This is a genomic window from Phytoactinopolyspora halophila (assembly GCF_003287285.1).
Taxonomy (GTDB): Bacteria; Actinomycetota; Actinomycetes; order Jiangellales; family Jiangellaceae; genus Phytoactinopolyspora_A; species Phytoactinopolyspora_A halophila.
Map to the genome: position 1 here is coordinate 81559 of NZ_QMIG01000014.1, position 19257 is coordinate 100815.

Annotated in this window: 15 protein-coding genes; 7 read left to right on the forward strand and 8 right to left on the reverse strand. The window is 65.8% G+C overall.

All coding sequences use genetic code 11. The features are described from left to right. Positions 1-29 precede the first annotated feature (29 nt). On the forward strand, positions 30-1121 hold the full coding sequence (gene disA, locus DPM12_RS13605) for a DNA integrity scanning diadenylate cyclase DisA (RefSeq protein WP_112258868.1): 1092 nt from the start codon (positions 30-32) through the stop codon (positions 1119-1121). A 265-nt stretch (positions 1122-1386) separates the two neighbouring features. Here the strand turns inward: disA and DPM12_RS13610 are convergent, their stop codons facing one another. Next, positions 1387-2538, reverse strand: coding sequence for a hypothetical protein (locus DPM12_RS13610; RefSeq protein ID WP_123788591.1), 1152 nt, complete (start codon positions 2536-2538; stop codon positions 1387-1389). Between the two features lie 665 nt (positions 2539-3203). On the opposite strand from DPM12_RS13610, the gene DPM12_RS13615 reads away from it, so the two are divergent. Beyond that, the gene (locus DPM12_RS13615; protein ID WP_112258870.1) at positions 3204-4874 is read left to right on the forward strand and encodes a beta-N-acetylhexosaminidase; all 1671 of its coding nucleotides are present in this window, start codon (positions 3204-3206) and stop codon (positions 4872-4874) included. On the opposite strand, the gene rsmI is transcribed toward DPM12_RS13615, so the two are convergent. Then, positions 4875-5750, reverse strand: a complete 876-nt coding sequence (rsmI, locus tag DPM12_RS13620) for a 16S rRNA (cytidine(1402)-2'-O)-methyltransferase (protein WP_211658966.1) — start codon at positions 5748-5750, stop codon at positions 4875-4877. It abuts the gene before it with no gap. Between the two features lie 73 nt (positions 5751-5823). Here rsmI and DPM12_RS13625 point away from each other — a divergent pair, with 73 nt between their 5' ends. Beyond that, entirely contained in the window at positions 5824-7413 is a 1590-nt protein-coding gene (locus tag DPM12_RS13625) for a dolichyl-phosphate-mannose--protein mannosyltransferase (protein WP_211658967.1), read from the forward strand. A 21-nt stretch (positions 7414-7434) separates the two neighbouring features. On the opposite strand, the gene DPM12_RS13630 is transcribed toward DPM12_RS13625, so the two are convergent. From DPM12_RS13630 to DPM12_RS13650, 5 genes are all read right to left on the reverse strand, one after another. After that, positions 7435-8031 carry a TMEM165/GDT1 family protein gene (locus DPM12_RS13630; protein WP_112258873.1) on the reverse strand — a complete coding sequence of 199 codons (597 nt, stop codon included), beginning with the start codon at positions 8029-8031 and terminating at the stop codon, positions 7435-7437. A 265-nt stretch (positions 8032-8296) separates the two neighbouring features. After that, a complete protein-coding gene (locus tag DPM12_RS13635) occupies positions 8297-9430 on the reverse strand; it encodes an ABC transporter permease (protein ID WP_112258874.1) in 1134 nt (377 codons plus the stop codon). After that, positions 9427-10353: an ABC transporter ATP-binding protein gene (locus tag DPM12_RS13640; RefSeq protein ID WP_112258875.1), complete on the reverse strand. Its 927-nt coding sequence runs from the start codon at positions 10351-10353 to the stop codon at positions 9427-9429. Before DPM12_RS13640 ends, DPM12_RS13635 begins: the two co-directional genes overlap by 4 nt. 174 nt (positions 10354-10527) lie before the next feature. Beyond that, on the reverse strand, positions 10528-11289 hold the full coding sequence (locus tag DPM12_RS13645) for a response regulator (RefSeq protein ID WP_112258876.1): 762 nt from the start codon (positions 11287-11289) through the stop codon (positions 10528-10530). Continuing rightward, entirely contained in the window at positions 11289-12797 is a 1509-nt protein-coding gene (locus DPM12_RS13650; protein ID WP_112258877.1) for a sensor histidine kinase, read from the reverse strand. The genes DPM12_RS13645 and DPM12_RS13650 overlap by 1 nt, the downstream gene beginning before the upstream one ends. 80 nt (positions 12798-12877) lie before the next feature. Between DPM12_RS13650 and DPM12_RS13655 the strand changes: the two genes are divergently transcribed. Together DPM12_RS13655 and DPM12_RS13660 are read left to right on the forward strand one after the other, a co-directional pair. After that, positions 12878-13930: a glutathione S-transferase family protein gene (locus DPM12_RS13655; RefSeq protein ID WP_112258878.1), complete on the forward strand. Its 1053-nt coding sequence runs from the start codon at positions 12878-12880 to the stop codon at positions 13928-13930. Positions 13931-14028: 98 nt separating this feature from the next. Further along, positions 14029-15318 carry a TrpB-like pyridoxal phosphate-dependent enzyme gene (locus tag DPM12_RS13660; RefSeq protein WP_112258879.1) on the forward strand — a complete coding sequence of 430 codons (1290 nt, stop codon included), beginning with the start codon at positions 14029-14031 and terminating at the stop codon, positions 15316-15318. Between the two features lie 53 nt (positions 15319-15371). Here DPM12_RS13660 and DPM12_RS13665 read toward each other — a convergent pair whose 3' ends face one another. Further along, the gene (locus DPM12_RS13665; protein WP_123788592.1) at positions 15372-16712 is read right to left on the reverse strand and encodes a hypothetical protein; all 1341 of its coding nucleotides are present in this window, start codon (positions 16710-16712) and stop codon (positions 15372-15374) included. Between the two features lie 382 nt (positions 16713-17094). Between DPM12_RS13665 and DPM12_RS13670 the strand changes: the two genes are divergently transcribed. Both DPM12_RS13670 and DPM12_RS13675 read left to right on the forward strand, forming a co-directional pair. Beyond that, complete coding sequence (locus tag DPM12_RS13670; RefSeq protein WP_112258881.1) at positions 17095-18141, forward strand: radical SAM protein; 1047 nt, start codon at positions 17095-17097, stop codon at positions 18139-18141. Positions 18142-18235: 94 nt separating this feature from the next. Further along, on the forward strand, positions 18236-19204 hold the full coding sequence (locus DPM12_RS13675) for a quinone oxidoreductase family protein (RefSeq protein ID WP_112258882.1): 969 nt from the start codon (positions 18236-18238) through the stop codon (positions 19202-19204). Positions 19205-19257: the final 53 nt, after the last annotated feature.

The window sequence follows — 19257 nt, forward strand, 5'->3', positions numbered from 1 at the left end:
CATCACCAACGAGTCATGACGGGGGTCATGTGCCCGGCAGCGACAGGAGCGGCGCAGAGGCGAAGCTGCGTCAGGCGCTTGCAGCGGTCGCGCCCGGAACCGAACTGCGGGAGGGGCTGGAGCGAATCCTGCGGGGACGTACCGGCGCCGTCGTAGTCCTCGGCTACGACACGACGGTCGAGTCCCTCAGCAGTGGCGGCTTCACGCTCGACGTCGAGTTCAACGCCACCGGTCTTCGCGAGCTGGCCAAGATGGACGGCGCCATCGTCGTCGACCGGGATTGCACCCGCATCTTGCGGGCGGCCACGCAGCTCGTTCCCGATCCTTCGATCGAGACCACCGAATCCGGTACCCGGCATCGCACGGCGGAACGCGTGGCCAAGCAGACCGGCTTTCCCGTCATCTCGGTGAGCCAGTCCATGCGCATCGTCGCGATCTACGTCGACAACATCCGGCACGTCCTTGAGGACGCCGGGCAGATCCTTTCACGCGCCAACCAGGCGCTGGCCACGCTCGAGCGGTACAAGCTGCGGCTCGACGAGGTTTCCGGGACGCTGTCCGCACTGGAGATCGAAGACCTCGTCACCGTTCGTGACGTCGTCACCGTGGCGCAGCGTCTCGAGATGGTGCGCCGGATCTCCACCGAAATCGACGGCTACGTCGTCGAGCTCGGCACCGACGGCCGATTGCTCAGCCTCCAGCTCGACGAACTCGTTGCCGGTGTGGACGTCGACCGCGAACTCATCGTCCGCGACTACCTGCCCAAGTCCGCCAGTCATGCAGGCAACACGGTCGAGGACGCGATGTCACGCCTCGGTGAGCTCTCCGCTACCGAACTGCTCGATCTGGGCGAGGTGGCGAGCGCCTTGGGCTTCAGCGGAGGCGACCAACTAGAGACATCCGTCAGCCCGCGCGGGTATCGGCTGCTCGCCCGGGTGCCACGGTTGCCCTCGCCGGTGGTGGAACGGCTGGTCGACCACTTTGGCGGGCTTCAGAAACTCCTGGCTGCCAGCGTCGATGATCTTCAGGCGGTCGAGGGAGTCGGTGAACACCGGGCGCGTAACGTCCGCGAGGGACTCTCCCGGCTGGCCGAGTCCAGCATCCTCGAACGCTACGTCTAGGCGCGCGGCGCCCGCCAGAGCGTCCAGTGCAGGCGCCCCCGTACGCTCCATTCGCCCCGAGCCACGGCATTTCGCGAGCTGCATCGTGGATACGAGAAGGCCCGTGGGTCGCACACCAACCTGTGGACCCACGGGCCTTCTCAGCCGGCGCCCGGAGTCATGGACCCCGTAGCACCCCCCGCTGACCGGGAGATTGAACGACGAACGATGTGGCGTCGCCGTGGGGAGACAACTCCCTGTCGCGGGTGCCCCCGTGATACGAGCCTCAGTTCGTCACACCGAGAACCTCGTGATCGTCATCGTCCTCATCGTCACCGCCGTCGGCGTACAGCCCGCCCTGCGGAACCTCGACGCTCGCCTCCGGGAAGCTCAGGATGCCCATTTCGGCATGGCCAAGCTCGATGTCGCCCGCAACAGGAACGGGAAGCGAGAAGATGAGACGAGCCGACAGTCCGCCACCGGAGGCGGCGACATACGTTCCGTCGTCAGCCACCTCGATGTCGTCGTCACGGTAGTCGGCAAAGTTGATGTTCACACTCACGCCCGGAAGCACCTCGAACGTTTCGTCGAAACCGGGCTCGATCTCCACGCCCTCTTGGCCACCGACCTGTAGCTCCAGGGCCGGCAGCTCGTAGTCAAAGCTGGCGCCACCGGGCTCACCGGTCGCCTCCAGGCGTCCCCAGGCGTTGGGCTCCTCCGTGTCGGACGCTGCGGCAAGACCGACCGTGATGCCCCCGTTCTCGGCGCCACCCAGCAGGTTCAGGTCCGAGAACCGGCCGCTCACCTCGAGGTACGCGCCCTGGCTGCCGTCCTCCTTGCCGAAGACGCCGCTCTCCTGCAGCAGCTGACCTTCACCCATGCTGAACAGGGGGCCGTCACCCACCGGCAGGTCGACGGGAGCCATGCTGCTCAGGATTCCGCTCAGCTGACCGACCTCTCCGGCGTCGACGAGGTCGAGCTGGCCGACACCGGAGTAGAGCTCGGTGAGCACACCACCCTGCGAGCCGTGGCCGAGGACATCGTCGTTCCAGTTGGCCTTGACCTCGGACGAGATTCCGCGCAGGTTGCCGATGCCGGGTACCCCGAGATCGTGCACACCCACGGTGTCCGGGTCCGCTTTCTCTGGCAGCGCCACCTGTTCCGCCGCGTAGAAGTGTGTCGGAATCTCGGTGTCCATGGCGCTCGCGTCGATGAGGCTACCGATGGAGCGGGAGTAGACGTCCCCGTCTTGGCCCTCGATCCCTTCCGAGTTGACCTCATTCTGCACCATGCCGACGGTCGCGTTGCCCTCGAGGTCGGGAACACTTCCGGCGATGGGCACATCGCCGCCGAAGTCGAACCGGAAGGTGCCGTAGTATCCATCGGCCTTGATCTCGAAGTTGCCCGGATTCTCGGGCGCGGCAGCGTGGGCCGGCACTCCAAACGCGCTAACCGCCAGAGTCGCGGCGGCTCCGCACGCGACGGTCGCGACGGCGGACCGACGAATCCGCCGTGCACCAGTCATGGAATGAGTCATGAGTTTTTCCCCTTTGGGAGGTTGCTTGAGGCCCGGCATAGTGTCCAGGACCAGCCGAGCGCCTTGCAATGATGCGTTCCTGGACGAACCTGACCGGACGTTATCCATCGATAAAGTTACATGTCAAGTATCCTCAGTGCGCGCCTTCCAGGCATGAAGTGGAAATAGTAATCTGATTGTGTCTTTGGCCAAAAGGTCCATGCACACCCCGCCAATCGGTCCATGCCCAGGGCATACGCGAAGAATTCGGACAAAAGAGCGTCTAGAGTTTTCTTGACGAGAATCCGAGAAAGCAGCGTAGCGGAAATACCTCATGCGTACGTGAGCGGATCGTGGCCATTGCCGCAATATGGACAAACTGTCCAACATGTCGTATCGCCGAATTTCTGGCAAGAATGCCTTTACTTTATGACTGACTATGATCGACATGTGCGTGGCCTCGTCAGGAGAGTGCTCGACGCACCCGGAATCACATCGATATACACGTTTCTGACATCCTGGGCACCCGGATTCTCCCGTGGCATGGCCTATGCCAAAGGTCCAGGGAGGGTTGATACGGTCAGGTCGTGCCTGTCGATCTGGTTCCCCACCCGTTGTCCGTGACCGAGCTCCCCGGCACGTTCCTGCTCTCCGACGATGTTGTGATCGTCGCCCGCGGATCGGCCACCGACCCTGCCTGGCTCCTTCACGACGCGCTGCGCGCCGGCACCGGCTTGAACATCCCGGTCACCGCCAAGCATCGAAACGACTCGTCACCGAGCATCACGTTCACGCAGACCGGTGAGGAACCCCCCGACGCGTTCCCCTCCACGGCCATCGAACGCTATCGCCTCGACATCCGCACCGACGGCGTCACGATCGAGTCCTCCCACCCCGCAGGATTCGTCCGGGCGGTACAAACACTGCGGCAGCTCCTGCCGCCGAGCACGCTCCGCACCGCGCCCGTGGCCCCGGGACCTGTCGAGGTGCCCTGTGTCTCGATCGACGACGAACCACGGTTCGGCTGGCGCGGTGTCATGCTCGATGTTGCCCGGCATTTCCAGCCCAAGGAGTTCGTCCTCCGCCTGATCGACCTTGCGGCACTTCACCAGCTCAACGTCATCCACCTGCATCTCACCGACGATCAAGGCTGGCGGTTGGAGGTGCCGGGCTGGCCGAAGCTCACCGAGATCGGCTCGTGGCGATCCGAAACCGTGCGCGGGCACGGGCGGGCTGCCAACGGATTCGACGGCACTCCCCACGGCGGCTACTACAGCACGGACGACCTTCGCGAGATCGTTGCCTATGCGGCCCGGCGACACATCACCGTCGTACCCGAGATCGACATGCCCGGGCACGTGCGTGCGGTACTGGCCGCGCATCCGGAACTCGGCAACACCGGACAGCAGAAGCCGGTAGCGACCACGTTCGGCATTTTCTCCGAAGTGCTGGCGCCGACCGATGAAGCGCTCGCCTTCGCCCGGGACGTGCTGGACACCGTCGTTGATATCTTCGACTCTCCATTCATCCACATCGGCGGTGACGAGTGCCCGCGGACGGAGTGGGAGGAAAGCGACGCGGCCAGGGCACGTGCCCGCGAGCTCGGGCTCTCCGATGTCAGCGAGCTACAGTCGTGGTTCACCGCACAGCTGGCGGACCACGCGCGACTCCACGGTCGTCGAGTGATCGGCTGGGACGAGATCCTGGAAGACGGTGGCGCGCCGCGCGATGCCGTCGTGTCGGTGTGGCGGGAGTTCGCTACGGCGGCCAAGGCCGTCGCCGCCGGACACGACGTCATCGTCGCGCCACAAAGGGCCGTATATCTCGACTGGTATCCCTCGGCCGATCCCGACGAGCCGCTGCACATCCACGGGCATACGCCCCTGGAAACAGTGGCGGACTTCGATCCCGCCCCGGCCGATGTCTCCGAGGCCGCTCCACAGGGCGACGGCGATCACGCGCCAGCTGGTGACCCAGGGACTGGTTTCGGGCGCATATTCGGGGTGCAGGCGCAGCTGTGGACCGAGTACATGCCCACTCCACGCAGCGTGGAATACGCCGCGTTCCCGCGGCTGAGTGCCGTCGCGGACATGGCGTGGGCGAGCATGGACAACCGCCAGCATCACCCCGTCACCACACGAATGCCTGCTCATCTCCAGCGCCTCGATGCCGTGGGCGTGAATTACCGCCCGCTCGACGGGCCCCGTCCCTGGCAGCGTGGCGGGACCGGCGACCGGGCGCGGTTCGACACGCGATGATCAGGCCGAGCGCTGGTTGACGACGGCGTCGTAGAGCTCCCGCTTGCGCAAGCCGAACTCGCGAGCCACGCCAGCGATCGCGTCCTTGCGGCTGGATCCGGTTGCTACCCGCTCCGCAACGGTCTCGACGGCCGCCTCCAGCGAGACACTCGGATCACGTCCGGCCGATGCCGGTGCACCCGTGACCACAATGGTGATCTCGCCCAGCGGATTCTCCGTCTCCGCCCACGTCGCGAGGCGATCCAGGACGTCCCGGCGGATCTCCTCGTGCCGCTTGGTGAGCTCCCGGCACACCACCGCCTGACGATCAGCACCGAACGAATCGGCCATCATGCGCAGTGTGGACGCCAGCCGGTGGCGCGACTCGAAGAACACGAGGGTACGTTCCTCTCCGGCCAAGGCGGCGAACCACCGGGCGCGCTCTCCCGCCCGGCGCGGCGGGAAACCTTCGAACGCAAACCGGGCAACGGGCAGCCCGCTCACCGCAAGAGCCGTCAGGACCGCCGATGGCCCGGGCACCGCCGTCACCCGGGCACCGGCTCCGAGCGCTGCCTCCACCAGCCGGTATCCCGGGTCCGACACCGACGGCATACCTGCGTCAGTGACCAGCATCACCCGCGCCCCGTCACGGAGCGCGCTCACGAGTTCAGGTGTCCGCGACTCCTCGTTGCCCTCGAAATACGACACCACCCGCCCCGGTAACCGGACGTCGAGGTTCGAGGCCAACCTCCGAAGCCGCCGGGTGTCTTCGGCAGCCACGACGTCAGCCGTGGTCAACTCGCGCACCAGCCGGTACGTCGCGTCGTCGGGACGGCCGATGGGTGTCCCGGCAAGGACGAGAACGCCCGCACCCGTGTCCTCCTGCTCACGCGCCACGGGCCCATCTTCCCTTACCAGGGCCGCGCCGTGCCTCGACGTCACAATTGCCCGCCATACGTAAGATGGCCCGGTGACCCAGACAACCGTCGGTGCACCGCAAGGCGCGCGGGCGAAGCCTATCCAGTCCGGGCCACGGACACGTCTGTATTCGCCGATGCCCGGGGACCGCGTCTGGGGGTGGCTTGGCCCGCTCCTGGTCGGCGCCGTCGCAGCCGTTCTCCGGCTGGTCGATCTTGGCCGCCCCAATCGGATCATCTTCGACGAGACGTACTACGCGAAAGACGCGTTCGCTCAACTCCAGTTCGGCTACGCTCGCTCCACCGTCGACGACGCCGACGAAATGATTATCGACGGCAACCTCGACGTCTTCACCGACGAACCTTCGTTCGTCGTCCATCCTCCCGTCGGCAAGTTCCTCATCGCCCAGGGAATCCGGCTTCTGGGGATGGAGCCCGCCGGATGGCGGCTGGCCACGGCCCTGGCGGGCGTCGTCGCCGCCATCGTGCTCGCCCGAGCGGGCCGCCGGCTCTTCCGCTCGACCGTGCTGGGCTGCACCGCGGGGCTCTTCGTCGCCGTCGACGGCCTGGCGATCGCGGTGAATCGCACGGCCATCCTCGACGGAATCTTCGCGATGTTCGTCGTCGCCGCGTTCGCCTGCTTGCTCGCCGATCGGGACCACAGCCGCACGATGCTCGCGGCTTGGGTGAACCAGCGTCTCCCCGCCGGCCTGCCGCTGGGCGACGGCCCAGTCATGAGCTGGCGTCCGTGGCGGCTCGCCGGGGGCATCATGCTCGGCCTGGCGTGCGGGACGAAATGGAGCGGCGTGTATGTCGTCGCCGTCTTCGGGCTGATGACGGTCTTCTGGGAGATCAGTGCGCGCAGGGCTGCCGGGATCCGGAGCCCAGCGCTGAATTCGCTGCTGCGCGACGGACCCGTCGCGTTCGTCACGATCGTCGGTTCAGCGCTGCTCACGTACGTGGTCTCGTGGTGGGGTTGGATCTTCTCGGGCAACGCGTGGGGCCGGACCTGGGCGGCCGAGAATCCCCCGTCGGGCCTCGGTGGCCTGGCGCCCAACTGGCTGCGCAGCCTCTGGCATTATCACAGCCAGATCTGGGACTTCCATACGAATCTGACCAGCGAGCACAACTACGAATCGAGCGCATGGACGTGGCTGTACCTCGGCCGACCAGTCTCGTTCGACTACCAGAGTCTGGACCGTGGCGAGGCGGGATGCACTGCCGAGCAATGCAGCCAGGAAGTGTTGGCTCTCGGCAACCCGGTTCTCTGGTGGGCTGCCTGCGCCGCGCTCATCGTCTGCCTCGCGATGTGGTTCCTGCGCCGTGACTGGCGCCCCGGTGCCATCCTGGCCGGTGTCGTGGCGACGTGGGCACCGTGGCTCCTCTACACCGACCGCACGACGTTCGCTTTCTACGCCGTCGCGATCGTTCCCTTCCTCGCGCTCGCCGTCGCGTACGTGCTCGGGTTCGTCATCGGCCGACCGTCCGATTCGGCGTCGCGGCGCGCGATCGGCGCCGCAATCGCCGGCGCCTTCGTACTCGTCGTCGTCATCGTCGCGGCCTGGTTCTATCCCCTCCACGTGGACACGGTGCTCCCATACGACGAGTGGCGAAGCCGCATGTGGTTCGACAGCTGGATCTAACCCCTTCTCACCTCCCGCTGATCAGCGGGAGGTGAGAAGGGTGTGGGCGCCCTCGCCGAGCAGGACGAGTCCGACCAGCACGAACAGCGCCGCGGCACCATACCGCACGATGTGCTCGGGCAACCGCTGGCCCAGCATCCGGCCGACGACGATCGCAAGTGCGCTGACCGTGACGAGGCCGACGGTCGAACCGATCCAGACCCCCACCCAGTGGTATTGAGCAGCGAGAGTGATCGTCGCGAGCATCGTCTTGTCACCGAGCTCGGCGAGAAGGAACGCGCCAGCCACAGTGATGATCGCGGACCCCGCCGCACGCCTCGTCACGCCTTGCTCGTCGTCATCTGCCGAGCCACCCCGAAGCGTCCACCCGGCGAATCCCAGGAAGGCCACCCCGGCCACGACGTTGATCCATCCGGTAGGCAACGCCGCACCTATGCCCGCGCCTACAGCAGCAGACGCGAGATGCACGGTCACCGCCACGCCGATCAATGCCGCAAGCACATGCCACGTCTTGTACCGGGCCGCGAACGTCATCGCCAGAAGCTGGGACTTGTCACCGAGCTCGGCGACGAAGACGACACCGAAACTGATGAGCATGCCGGCCCAGAACTCGGCCATCCGGTGATCCCTTCGGTCCGTGCCGGACCGAAGGACTACGAGACCTCGGCCCGGCATGTCTGCCTTGGCCGAAGGTCTCGCCCGCCTCGTCACGAGGCCGCGCGGCCGGACGTCTACATCGACGTCAGTGTGTCGAACCGCGGCATTGGGGGCTACTCCCCTTCGCGGAAGCCAACTATACCCGCCATCTCGATGCCGAACCCAGCCGACGTGGGCAGAGTCACACGCAGGTCACATCAGGTCAGGCCGCATTACTCGGGTCACATCACTCAGCCTGTGACCACGCTTGCGTCAGCTTGACCCGGGTGCCCGTCTGCAGGAGTGATCCGGAGTACAGCCGGCTGGCTACCAGAACGCACACCACGACCGCCACTGCCAAGAGCGCCATCGCGGCGAACGGCTCCCATGTTCGTGCATCCTCGCTGAACAACCGCACCGGCATCGCCACCGCCGCGGAGAACGGCACGTACGACAGGATCGTCATGGCCAGGTCGTTGTCCTGCAGGAAGGTCACACCGAAGTACGGCAACATCACCAGCATCATCACCAGCGTGGTACTCGAACCGAGATCCTCTTGCCGGCTGACGATCGATCCGGCGACCGACCACATCGTCGCCAGCAATATGAAGCCGAGAATGAAGAAGGGCACGAACCAGCCCAGGGCCGGTGCGAGCATCGCCAGCAATGCACCCTGATCACCCATGCGCAGGGCGAGCGGCGCGATCATCGCGAGAATCGCGACCTGCGCGAAGACCAGCAGCGAATGCCCCGCGATCTTGCCCGCCAGAAGTGACCGGATGGGCACGGTCGAGACGAGAATCTCGACGATGCGGGTCTGTTTCTCGGTCACCACGCTTTGTGCCAGCGGCATGCCGTACATCGCGAAGACGAAGAAGAACAGGGCGAAAACGAACGTCACGAGGTATTGCGCACCCGAGCTCACGTCGGAGGGCTCAAGCAGATCGACCGGCGGAGCCACGCTGAGAGCGGCGACCACGTCTTCCGGCGTGTCTTCCAAGCCGATTACCCGAACGTCGAGTGGCGACTCCCCGTCCGTATCCGGCACGACGGCGGCGTCAACATCGCCCTCCCGGACGAGCGCCTCTGCCTCTTGTGCGTCCGCGACCGGCTGCGCTTCCAGCTCGGTCTCTGCCACGACACGTTCAGACTCCGCCCCGACGGTGGCAACCGACGGTGCTCCCCCGCCGAACAGACTCGGCAAGATCCCCATTGCAAGAATGCCGAGGATGAACATGCCGAAGGTGATCCAGTAACCCTTGGACCGAATCTGACTGCTGATCTCGCGTTCGGCCACCAGACGGCTCGCCGTCCAGAACGACGCGCTTCCCGTCTCTGTCGCCTCCGTCGCCTCCGGTGGGGACACGGTCTGCGTACTCATGAGATGACCTCCCGGAAGATCTCCGCCAGCGAGGGGACGACCGGACCGAATCGGTGGACGGCTCCGCGCTGCACGGCAGCATTTAACACGGTCTGTTCGAGGTGACCACCATCGCCGTTACCGCTCGGAGCCGAAGAGACGCCCAGGCCGTCGGAAAGATCGAAGACGGCGCGTTCGCCATCCAGCTCGACCAACTGGATCCCGGGCATGTCGCGGACCCATCCGGCGTCGGAATCCACCACCAGCTCGAACCGGGGTGGCCCGAACCTGGAACGCAGCTCCTCGCGCGGCCCACTAGCCGCGATCGCACCTGCCGAGATGATGACCAGGTCGTCGCACAGCCGCTCGACCACCTCCAGCTGGTGGCTGGAGAACAGGACCGGGACGCCGCGTCGGGCACGCTCGCGAAGCACCCCGAGCACGGTCTCGATCGCGATCGGGTCCAGGCCGGAGAACGGCTCGTCGAGGATGAGGAGCTCGGGATCGTGCACGAGTGCGGCCGCCACCTGCACGCGTTGCTGATTGCCGAGTGAGAGCTGCTCGACCGGATCGCTGGCCCGCTCGGCCAGAGCGAGCTGTTCGAGCAGCTCGTCCGTGTTTCGTCGCGCCGCAGCAGCGTGCATGCCATGGAGCCGACCCAGGTAGATGATCTGATCCGCGACCTTCATCTTGGGATAGAGGCCACGCTCTTCGGGCATGTAGCCGAAACGCTGCCGGACCGCCTGCGTCACCGGACGTCCACGCCACGAGACCGTTCCCGCGTCAGCTGCGAGCACGCCCAGGATGATCCGCATGGCGGTCGTCTTGCCGGAGCCGTTGGCGCCGACGAACCCGGTCATGCGTGCCGGAGCGACGTCGAACGAGACATCGTCCAGCGCCCGGTGGGTACCGAACGAACGGCTGACCGACCTGACTTGCAGCATGACTCTCCTCCACGAGCTGGGGCCATTCTCAGGCTAGGAGCCGTGGCAGCCTCTCGGCGTCCGGCGCGCGAGCGATTTCGCGGGTCATTCGCGCGAACCATCACCCAGCCCGGCGCACCGGAGCCGGAATCGGAATCGGCCGGAGCCTGCCGGCCACCACGAGTCACCGAGGCATCAGGACACGCTTCCCCCCGGAGCGACAACACCGCTCTCGTAGGCAAAAACCACTGCCTGCGTGCGATCGCGTAGATCGAGCTTCATCAGGACGCGTGACACGTGCGTCTTGACGGTCGTCTCACCCAAGTAGAGCTGCTCGGCGATCTCGGTGTTCGTGGCCCCACGCGCCAGCAGAACCAGCACCTCGTACTCTCGATCCGTCAACTCCGGGGGACGATGGGTGCCGGCAACGGCAGGAGGCGCGCTGAACCGCTCGATCACGCGCCGCGTGACCTCCGGTGACAGCAGCGCATCGCCCCTCGCGACCACGCGCACCGACTCGACCAGGTCGTCCGGGCTGGCGTTCTTCAACAGGAAACCGCTCGCCCCGGAACGTAGCGCTTCGAACAGGTAGTCTTCACGATCGAACGTCGTCAAGATGATGACCTTGACCGGCGAGCCAGTACCACCCTGATTGGTGAACCCGTTATCGATCGCCCGGGGCGCATCCCGCTCGCTCGGGCTCCCCGTTCCCGGTGGACGCGTCCCCAGAATCTGTTTGGTCGCCTCGAGGCCATCCATGTGCGGCATCTGCACGTCCATCAGCACGATGTCCGGCTCCACCCGGAGACAGAGCTCCACCGCTTCGGTGCCGTTGCGGGCTTCACCGGCGACCTCGATGTCCTGTTCGGCTCCGAGGATGACCCGGAAACCGGCACGTACCAGGTCCTGATCGTCAACGAGGGCGACCCGGATCGGCCGCGTATCGCCAGCGTTCATCACTCCACCACCGAATCTGGCCGGTGCCCCGAGGTATCCGGCACCGGTGTCGTCGCACTGGCAGCGCCCGATCCCGCGCTCTCGTCCTCGGTCCGGAACTCGAGTGGTAACCGTGCCCGAACCCGGAAGCCACCACCCCGGCGGGCGCCTACCTCGAGCTCGCCCTCGTGGACGGCCACGCGTTCTCGCATCCCGACCAGCCCCAGACCGCCGGCATCGCTGCGCTCACGATGTCCAGCAGGCTCGGGTTCCACGGCAGCGCCCCGCCCGTCGTCGCTGACCTCGACCTCCAGCAGACGGTCGAGGTATCGCACCCGCACATCGACCTCCGAGGCGCCCGCATGCCGCACCGTGTTCGTGAGCGCTTCTTGCACGATCCGATATGCCGTGAGGGCGACGGCTTCCGGCACCGGTCGCGGCTCACCGAACGTACTGTACTCGACACGCAGTCCGGTCCCCCGAGTCTCCTGGAGGAGATCCTCGATCTCCTCCAACCCGGGCGCCGAGACGTGCGGACCGTCACCTTCCCCTGCCCGCTCGCCTGCGCCGTCATCGTGTGCCTCGGCACGAAGCACACCCAGCAGTCCGCGTAGCTCTCCTATTGCCGTTCGTGCCGTGCTCTCCACCGCATCCAGCGATTTACGCGCCAGGTTGTGATCGGAATCAAAGACCCGCCGCGCGGCTGCGGCCTGAACGCCCATCACCGAGACATGGTGAGCCACGACGTCATGCAGATCCCGGGCGATACGCAACCGCTCGGCCGTAACGGCCTGACGAGCGTTCTCCATCTGGGAACGACGCAACTGGTCGCCCTGCACCCGGAGCTCGTGCTGGCGACGCGCCGACTCCCAGGCGATGTTGCCGAAAAAGTAGGCACCCAGGAAGAACAGCAGGTTGAAACCGATCGTGTGCACGGTCATCGCCAGTAGCGGGTCAAGCGGGCCGGCAGCTCCGTCGAAGTCGGGCGCCGGGCTCATGAGGGTCTCGGTCATGCCGAAACCAAGCCAGCCGAACATGGCGACGATGATGCCGACGCGCACCCAGCGCGCCACCACCCGATCCGCACCCCACGCCCCCAAGCTGTAGATCGCGAGGAAGAGGGCCAGGGACGGGACGAAGTTGTCTCCGACATGGCGGGCTTGCGCTGCGATGAACAGGCCCGCGACGATCAAGGCCACGAGCACCGGAAACCGCCGCCGAACCGCCAGTGGCGCGGTCAGCGCCACTCCCCATGCCAGCTGTTCGGCCAACGCCGGAGCATCCCCGAATGCCAGCGCGCCCATGCTGTTGACCAGAACGGTCGCGACCAGAGCTCCTGCCATGACAAGGGCGGCCACCCACACGTCCTTGCGCAGTTCCTCTGGGCTGGGGCGGGGGCGTTGCCAGCGCTGCCAGGCGTCGTCGTTCGCCGAGCCGCCCGCGCCGCCGGGGGCATGTGCCGATTCCCGGCCAAAACGGTTGTGGTCCCGCCGGATGTCCTGTTCGGCCGGCGCCGAGGTCCCGCTCATAATCGACAAGGTAACGCACCGGCAATACGGATATGTTGAACACGAGAACACCTCGACACCTCGCCGACGCAAGGAATGAGATGACCACGGACGCGAACGACGAACACGGCACCGCAGGGACATACGTCGCAGAGGGCCAGGAGTTCACCCGGGACACGAACTACATCCCCACCCGCATCACCGCTGATGGCCGCGACGGGTATCCCGTCGAGCCGAACCGGTACCGACTGATCATCGCGCGCGCCTGTCCGTGGGCCAACCGGACGGCGATCGTCCGGCGGCTCCTGGGACTGGAGCCCGTCCTGTCGATGGGAATCTGCGGACCCGTTCACGACTGGCGCAGCTGGACTTTCGACCTCGATCCGGGTGGTGTCGATCCCGTTCTGCGCATTCCCAGACTGCGGGACGCGTACTTCGCGCGGTTCCCGGACTATCCGCGGGGCATCACCGTACCGGCAATCGTCGACGTTCCGACCGGCCAGGTCGTGACGAACGACTACGCGCAGATCACCCTCGACTTCTCGACCGAATGGCAGGACCACCATCGAGACGGTGCGCCCGACCTGTATCCGGAGCGGTTGCGCCCGGAAATCGACGAGGTCGCAGAGTTGATCTTCAACGACGTGAACAACGGCGTCTACCGCTGCGGCTTCGCCGGATCGCAACGCGCATACGAACGCGCGTACGAGCAACTTTTCAGCCGCTTGGACTGGCTCGAAGAACGGCTGTCCAAGCAGCGCTACCTGGTGGGCGACACGATCACGGAAGCTGACATCCGACTGTTCACCACACTGGTTCGTTTCGACGCCGCCTATCACGGCCACTTCAAGTGCAACCGGAACAAGCTGAGCGAGATGCCCGTCCTCTGGGCATACGTGCGCGATCTGTTCCAGACACCCGGCTTCGGCGACACCATCGATTTCGTTCAGATCAAAGAGCACTACTACGTGGTGCACACCGACATCAATCCCACCCAGATCGTTCCGGCAGGCCCTCGCCTCGACGGCTGGCTAGCGCCGCATCACCGGGACGAACTCGGAGGGCGGCCCTTCGGCGACGGGACACCTCCGGGACCACCACCCGCAGACGAGCGCGTACCCGCGGAGAACACCGTCCCAGGACTCGGCGTATAGCCGCGGCCCGGCTGCACCGCAAACACGCACGGACGCGTCCGCGACATACCCCGAACGCGTACTTGTGCGGAGGCGGTCGGGGCCACGAGAATCACCGCATGTCCACGTCGTCGCCGGCGGTCGCCGTTCCCACGCACTGGTACAACATCACAGCGGACCTCCCGAAGCCTCCCCCGCCGCCGCTTCATCCGGGCACCGGAGAGCCCATCCAGCCCGCGGATCTCGCCGCGCTGTTCCCGAAGGCATTGATCGCCCAGGAAGCGGCCAGCGAATCCTATATCGAGATCCCGGAACCGATTCGCGACATCTACGCGACGTGGCGCCCGTCACCGCTGTTCCGTGCGACCCGCCTCGAACAGGAGCTGGGCACGGCCGCGCGCATCTACGTCAAGTACGAAGGAGCCAGCCCGGTCGGCAGCCACAAGGTGAACTCGGCCGTTGCCCAGGCATATTTCAACGCCGACGACGGCGTGACCACATTGACCACCGAGACCGGTGCAGGGCAATGGGGCAGCGCCCTGGCTTTCGCGTGCGCCATGTTCGGCATCGATCTCGAAGTGTGGCAGGTCAAGGCGTCATACGCGACGAAGCCGTACCGCAGGCACCTCATCGAAACCTACGGCGGCACGGTCCACCCGAGCCCGTCGGAGCTGACCGAGTCCGGCCGCGCGGTACTCGCTGACGACCCGGATTCACCCGGAAGTCTCGGCGTCGCTGTCAGCGAGGCAGTCGAGGTCGCCGCGAGCAATCCGGCTGCGCGATACGCGCTGGGGAGCGTGCTCAATCACGTCCTTCTCCACCAGACGGTCATCGGGCAAGAGACTATCGCACAGCTTCGGGCAGCGGGCGAGGATTCCGTAGACGTCATCTACGGGTGTGCGGGCGGAGGCTCCAACCTTGCCGGCCTGGCCTTTCCGTTCCTCCGAGAGGTCTTGCACGAACGCGCCGCGACCCGCGTGGTGGCCGCCGAGCCGTCCGCATGTCCGTCCCTCACAGCAGGTGAGTATCGCTACGATCATGGCGATCTGGCCGGGCTCACACCGCTGCTGAAGATGCACACCCTCGGGCAAGACTTCGTGCCCAGCCCTATCCATGCAGGTGGGCTGCGCTATCACGGCATGGCGCCCCTGCTCAGTCACGCCGTCGAACTCGGCTATGTCGAGGGGCAGGCGATCAGCCAGCAAGACGCGTTCGCGGCAGGTATCCTGTTCTCGCGCACGCAAGGCATCGTTCCGGCGCCCGAGGCATGTCATGGGCTCGCCGCAGCCGTTGCCGACCTGCGCGGATCATCCACGCCAACAGCCGTCGTGCTCGGATTGTCCGGTCACGGACAGCTCGACCTTCCCGCTTACGCGGCCTATCTTGCGGGCGAGCTCACCGATACCTGACCCGGCTTGCCACGTCGCGACCGAGTCGCGACGGGATCGATCACGAAGGGACGCTAGGGCGTGTTCGTCGTCTCAGGGTCGCCCGGGGTCTCGGCCGAGCCGTTCGCTCGCTGCTCGCGGAGCCGATTCCGCAGTGTTTTCATCTCGTCGTTCAACGTGCTCACGGCGGAAAGGATCGCCCTCTCACAGCGCTGGTAGTTTCCGAGCATCTCGGAAAGAACTTGGATGTGCTCGCGGAGCGCGGCATTCTCGTGCTGGAGCTCGGCCGGTGACCGGGCGTCCTGAAACTCCGTCCCATGGTGCCCGCCCGCCCGGGCAACGGGCTGCGGCGAGTCGCCATTGCTCGCGTGGCCCTCGAGCTGGCTGGGTGGCTGCGTACGCTGCTGCGTTTGCTGCGCGGGTGGCGCCGGTGAGTGCCGTCCGTTCGGCGTGGCGCTACTCAGCGTCTTGGCGCTCGTCCCGTTGCGCTGGACCGACGGTAGCGGTACGACCTCTGCGTGATTCCCGTCCGGCCGCATCTCCTTCTCCTTGTTCACCAGTTCGAGGTCGACGTCTCGGGCTTCCTCCGGCACGGGGATCCGGGACGTGCGATCGCGCTGAGCCATACCCAGGAGGTAGCAAACCCGGCTCGCCGGGTTGTATCTGATCCGCTGGTTTCCCAGCGTCCGGTGCCGCTTCGGATCGTGCGAGTCGTCGAGACACACCTGCGGCGCATATGTCCGGACGGTGCCCGGCGCGACAGCATGCGATCGCCCGACCATCTCGTTGAATTCCTTTTCGATCTCCTTATCGAGGAGGAACATCGTACCGAGCCCGGCGAGCTGCCACGAGACGCGGACTGACCATCGCTCCAGCTCATCGGGCTCTCGCCCGTGATGGCTAGCAACGAGGACCGGACCCCGGCGAGTGCCGTCGGCCAGATGATCCATGAGGTCGGGCAGATACTCCTCACTGACCCACTGCGGCGTGGCTAGCACCGGTGTTTGCCCGTCCCGGCAGGACAACTCGCCCAGAATCTCCCGGACGAATCCGGGCGCCGACATGAACGTGGAGGACATGGCCCCGTCCGGGGGCGGGGTGAGAGGCAGTTCGACCTCGGTCCACCAGAAGCCGGCCGCATGTGGCCGCTCCACGGCCGTGACGGTGGTACGCCACATGTCCCCGTCACCCTGCGCGTACGGATGTTCGCGACGCCAGCGGTAGGTGCGACAGTCGGTCTCCTCGTCGTCCACGACCGTGATCACGTCGTTCTTGCCCCTGACGTAGTGCCCCGGCTTCCCGGCAGGGGTGCCGATCCCCTTGTTACTCAACCAGCGGTCCAGATGGGCAATGAGGGTGTCGACCACGGGCTGATCCGGGTCGACGTACAGGAAGGATCGATATCCAAGAGCCATGACGCGAACCACCTTGTTTTGTGGATCAATACTTGAATTTCATAGTACGGTCGCCCCGTCTTCAACAAAAGGGGGGAGGGCCAGGTTTTTACCGCAGCACCCGCCCTCCACCCGTATCGAGGACTCCAGTGTCTCGTTAGATGAAACATCGACGATTCGAAGGCCAGGCCCAACCCGGGGACGAACCCGGATCCGCCACCGAGCTCGGGCAGGACGTGCCGCCATGCGCCGCCCGCTGACGCGACGAAAAAGTAGTTGTGCCACCAGCTATCGGATCGGCACAATCATCACTATGTGATCGGCATCCAGCTCCTCACCCTGTAGCGACACCGCCACAGGGCTGTCTTCGCATCTTTCGATCGCATCGTTATTGGAGCTGGATATGCTCGTTCATCACCTGCCGAACCCGCCTCCGCGCTACCGCACCCTGGCCGACTTCGTCGAGCAGCAAGGCCACCCTCCCTATCGATTCCGCCAGATCATGCACGCCGTGACGCGTGGCGTCCTTGAGTTCGCCTCCATGTCCGAGCTGCCACGGCAGCTCCGGGACAACCTCACCGCCGAATTCGGATCGCACGTCACGACCCTGCAGCCGCTCACCAGCCAACGTTCCGCCCACGTCACCAAGACTCTCCTGGCGTCACCGAAGGGCGGGCGCGTCGAATCGGTCCGTCTCGAATACGCAGCCGGGTGGACATCCCTGTGCCTGTCGTCCCAGGTGGGGTGCGGCCTCGGATGTACGTTCTGCGCGACCGGAACCATGGGGCTCGTCCGCAACCTGGGAGCCGACGAGATCATCGATCAGGTGTTGCTGGCCGACGGCCGTCCGGACAGCGTGGCTTTCATGGGCATGGGCGAGCCCCTGGCCAATCCGCATACTCTGGCGGCCATCGATCTGCTCACCGATGCCTCGTTCCTCGGTTTCTCACCGCGCCGCGTGACGGTCTCGACGGTTGGCTTCCTGCCCGGAATGCAGCAACTCGTCGAGCGCCACCCCGGTGTCGTGCTCACCCTGTCCGTGCACTCTCCTTTCGACGAACAGCGCAGTGAGCTCATTCCCTTGCACCACCGGTATCCGTTGGCGGAATGCCTCGACGTTCTTGAGGAGCACGTCACGGTGACAAACCGCCGCACCTACCTCGCCTACCTGCTAATCGGCGGACTCAACGACTCCCGTGAGCACGCCGACGCGCTGGCCGCGCGGATCCTCGCGCGAGAACGTCCAGATCTGTTCATGGTCAGCCTCATCCCGTTCAACCAGGCGCCCGGGCTACCAGCCGAGTTCACGCCGCCGGAGCAACACACCGTCCGCGAGTTCGCCCAGCACCTGCACGCCCGTGGTGTCCGGGCGACGCGCCGTACCCAGTTCGGCACGGATATCGACGCCGCATGCGGCCAGCTCGCCGCCCGGCACGATGCGGAGATATGAAACCGTCGTGAGCCGTGACCGGAAATCGGGATGGTCCGGCTCACGGGATAGAGTCCAAAAGGTCCTGACCTCGAAACCGACGACGAGGTGGTAAATGATGCGCGCGATACGGATACGTGACGTCGGCGGCCCCGACGTCCTCGAACCGACCGACATCGACCCGCCGAAACCTGGAGACAACGACGTGCTCGTCGAGGTTTCGGCGGCCGGAGTGAACTACATCGACACGTATCAACGCTCGGGCCTGTATCCCGTTGCCACACCGTTCGTCCCCGGCATCGAGGGTGCCGGTACGGTTCGCGCGGTGGGCTCCGGCGTCGACGGCCTCGCCGCCGGTGACCGTGTGGTCTGGAAGAATGCCCTGGGTTCCTATGCCGAACACGTGGTGGTTCCGGCACACGAGGCGATCCCCATTCCCGAAAACGTCTCCGATGAGCTCGCGGCTGCCCTTCTGCTCCAGGGAATGACCGCACACTACCTTGCCGTGTCGACGTACCCGGTCCAGCCGGGAGACTGGGTGATCGTGCATGCGGCCGCGGGCGGCGTCGGGCTGCTGCTGACGCAGATCGCCAAACTGCGTGGCGGTCACGTGCTGGCGACCGTGTCCACGGCCGAGAAGGCCGAACTGGCCACTGCCGCCGGAGCAGACGCGATTGCCTCGTACGAGGATTTCGCCGCACGGGCTACCGAGCTCACCGGCGGCGCAGGCGTGGCGTGTGTGTACGACGGCGTGGGTCAGGCGACCTTCCAAGACAGTCTCGAGGCCCTGCGCATACGCGGTACGCTCGCACTCTTCGGAGCGGCGAGTGGACCGGTACCGCCCGTGGATCCTCAGACACTCAACGCCAAGGGATCGCTCTTCCTGACCCGTCCGACGCTGGCGCACTACACACGTGACGACGACGAACTTCGCTGGCGCGCACATGATCTGTTGCGCTGGGCTGGCGACGGCACCCTCGACGTTCGCATTGGAGGCCGTTATCCGCTTGCCGAAGCGCGACGTGCACACGAAGATCTTGAAGGACGGAAGACGACCGGAAAGCTGCTACTGCTACCTGCCTGACCGTTGCCCGTGATCATCGAGATCGCGTGCCAGGACACCGGTCGCGTCCTCGC